The sequence below is a fragment of the Actinospineispora acaciae DSM 45401 genome (assembly GCF_000620785.1).
In the GTDB taxonomy this organism is placed as follows: domain Bacteria; phylum Actinomycetota; class Actinomycetes; order Mycobacteriales; family Pseudonocardiaceae; genus Pseudonocardia; species Pseudonocardia acaciae.
Genome location: NZ_JIAI01000067.1, coordinates 1 through 3143 on the forward strand (window position 1 = coordinate 1; position 3143 = coordinate 3143).

Consider the following 3143-nt stretch of genomic DNA (forward strand, 5'->3'; position numbering starts at 1 on the left):
TCGGCGGTGAGGGTGCATTTCGAGGTCGCCGGGCGCGATGGGGCGGTGGTGGCGTCCGGGAGCCAGGTCACCGGTATCGCGGATGCGGGGAGTTGGACGAACCTCAGCGAGGTCAAGCGGCTGTTGCGCGCGGGTGAGGTGGCGGCCGGGCCGGGGAAGCGGCTGGCCATCTGGGTGGAGCGAGATCCTCCCGAGCGGTTGGCCGACGGTAGGTGCGGCAGCTCGCGAGCCGGCCCAGCTCACACGATGTCGCCGCGGAGTGGGTACTGCCAGTCGAAGGTGGCGAACAGGGAGAAGTGACCGGTCTCCTTGAGACGGTCGTACACCCGCTCCATGCTCCGCTGGGCCTTCTCGACTGACCTGTTCAACGGCCTGAACTCGACGGTGTACGGGTGCTTGCTGAACGGCATGTCACCGGTGTCGTCGTCCGGATCATGACGGTCGTCGGGGAATAGCTCGATGGCGACATCGTCGTCGATGATCCCAACATATGCCCGGCCCTCGTAGATGTCGGGCCCATGTCTCAGCTCGACTCCGGCGGCGCGAGCAACCTCGATCACGACCTGGATCCTGTTCATCTCCTCGATGGGCCGGAGGAGGATCTCGACCTCAGTGGACATCGGGTACTCCCTCGATGACCGGGATGCCTGCTCCACGTGCTCAGGCGTGCGGCGCCGGCCTGCTACTCCGCTGAGGCGAGTGCTCGTGGAGGTCACGCACCTGGACGAGTCTCCACGATGTCGCTGCGGAGCACATACTGCCCGTCGTAGGTGGCGAACAGGGAGAAGAGGCCGGTCTCCTTGAGGCGGTCATACACCGGCTCCATGAGCCGCTGAGCCTGTTCGATCGTGGCAAGAGCGGCATCGAACGGCCTGAAATCCAGCTCGTAGGGGTGACTGCTGAAGGGCATGCCGACGTCATCGACCAGGTAGTCGACCTCCACGAAGAGCTCGATCTTGACCCCTTGGTCGATGACCCCGACGTGCGCCATGCCTTCGTAGATGTCCGGCCCATGCCTGAGCTCGACTCCGGCGGCACGAGCAACCTCGCTCACGACCTGGGCCCTGTTCATCTCCACGATCGGCCGGAGGAAGACGGCGATCTCAGTGGACATCAGGTGCTCCTTGGCGACCGGGTTGCCCTACGCGTTCACTTGTCCCAGACGACCTTCTTGCCATCGCTCAACCAGACCTCAAGGTGCTCAAAATTACCCTTACGGTGACCTCTCACCACCGAGCGGATGCCTTTCTTTGCCTCCTCTTTCGTGATGCTGGGGTTGCCCCTGGCGTCAACGATTATAGATGGCGCTTGGATTTTGCCACCCTTGCCGGATCTTCCGATCGTGCTCGATACGGTCTTGCCGCTAGCGTTGGGGTTATTCCGATTGGTCGTCTTAATCTCGACGGGCTTGCCGTCGACCAGGAAGTCAGGCGTCTTGACACCATCTTCTTCCGCCTCCTTCAACTTCTTGACGTCATGCCGCTGGTCGGACAGCGTCTCGGCGGCCCGCCTCTCGTCGGCCGATAACTTGGCCTCCGACTCGTCGATGGTGCCGCGCTTGTCCGGGTTCGGCGGGTTGTTGCCGTCGCCGTTGATGAACGCGCCCCGGTTGCGGTCGCCGTTGATGGCGGCGCCGGTGCTGTCATCGCCGTTGATGAGGAGGCCTCGGCTGCGGTCGCCGTTGATGAAGGCGCCGGTGCTGTCGTTGCCCCGGATGAAGGCGCCGTCGTTCCGGTCGCCGCCGACGATGAACGCGCCGTTGCTGTCGTTGCTCCGGATGATGCCGAAGCCTTCGTCGCGGTTTCCGTCGATGGCGGCGCCGGTGCTGTCATCACCTTGGATGAGGGCACCCTTGCTTCGATCTCCACGAATGAAGGCGCCTTCGCTTTGGTCGCCGTCGATGTAGGCGCCCTTACTCTGATCGCCGTGGATGAAGGCACCGGTGCTGCCGTTGCCGTCAATGAAGGCGCCATTGCTGTCGTCGCCGCCGATGACGGCACCGCTGCTGTCGTTGCCGCCGATGACGGCGCCGTTGCTGCGGTTCCCCCTGATCACGGTGCCTTTGCTGCGGTTGCCGTCGATCAGGAAGCCGTCGTTGCCGTAGCCGGAGCAGAGCACGCAGAAGTGTCCGGCGTTGTCGCCGACGTGGTTGTCGCCGTCGTTGCCGTTGCCTTTGTTGTTGTTGCCTTGGTTCCAGCTGCCCTCGTTGTAGTTGCCCTCGTTGTCGCTGCCGGAGTTGTGGTCTCCCTTGTTCCGGTCGCCGGAGTTGTTGTTGCCGACGTTGTCTCTGCCCCGGTTGCCGTTGCCCTGGTTACCGTTGCCGATGTTGTCCGAGCCGACGTTCCAGTCGCCCACGTTCCGATCGCCGTGGTTGAAGTTGCCCCGGTTGTCGTCGCCCTCGTTGGAGTTGCCGTGGTTGCGGTGGCCGGTGTTGCCGTCGCCTTCGTTGTCGTCGCCGTCGTTTCCTACGCCTTTGTTGCGCTGGCCAAGGTTCGGTACGAACGTCGTCGTGCCGTCGGGACCAGTCACCGTGAAGCCAACTCGCTTGCCGTTCTTGAAGACCGGCGTCGGCTTCGCGCCCTCGCCTCCGGAGGGTTGGTCGCCCGGACCCAGCTGAGTCTTGTGGCTGGCCAGCTTGATCGGACGCTCTACCTCACCCTGAGAAGGGGCTGCGCCGGCCGGTGGCGCCCGCTCTTGGCCCGGCAATGTCTTCGGGTTGCTCACGGCCTGCTGGGTCTGGTCGTTGGCCAGCTGCGTGTCGGTCCTGACACGGCCCGGCCTGGTGTTCGGGTCGACGGCCGGGCCGGGCCCGTGGCCGTTGCCGCTTTGGCCGCCGCCCATGGTGGACGGGGCGCCGCCGGATCCGGGAGCTGGTGCCGGGGTGGTGGCCGGGGCGGGTTGGCCGTCACATCCGCCCTGGCCGCAGGGCTGTTTCTGGGTGCCTCGGTCGCCGATGTTGTTCGGTGCGGTGCCGGTGTTGCCGTCGCCGTTGGCTCGGCCGGGGAGTTTGAGGGCCAGCTTGGCGCAGTCTCCGCCTGAGCAGGTGGGCGTTCCGTCGGTCGGGGCGTTGGTACGGCCCACGGCTTGGACGTCGCCGCCGCGCGCCGGTGGGGCTCGGTCTTGGGTTGTCGACCGCTCGGCGG

The 3143-nt window shown here is 65.4% G+C and carries 3 protein-coding genes; all 3 read right to left on the reverse strand.

The window, feature by feature from the left end; genetic code table 11:
- Nucleotides 1-239: 239 nt before the first annotated feature.
- Complete coding sequence (locus N912_RS0148095; protein WP_028928013.1) at nucleotides 240-620, reverse strand: hypothetical protein; 381 nt, start codon at nucleotides 618-620, stop codon at nucleotides 240-242.
- A gap of 92 nt (nucleotides 621-712) precedes the next feature.
- A complete protein-coding gene (locus N912_RS0148100) occupies nucleotides 713-1114 on the reverse strand; it encodes a hypothetical protein (protein ID WP_028928014.1) in 402 nt (133 codons plus the stop codon).
- Nucleotides 1115-1149: 35 nt separating this feature from the next.
- Nucleotides 1150-3143, reverse strand: a 1994-nt coding sequence (locus tag N912_RS0148105; protein WP_211261663.1) for a CdiA C-terminal domain-containing protein, incomplete at its 5' end; no start/stop codon positions are given.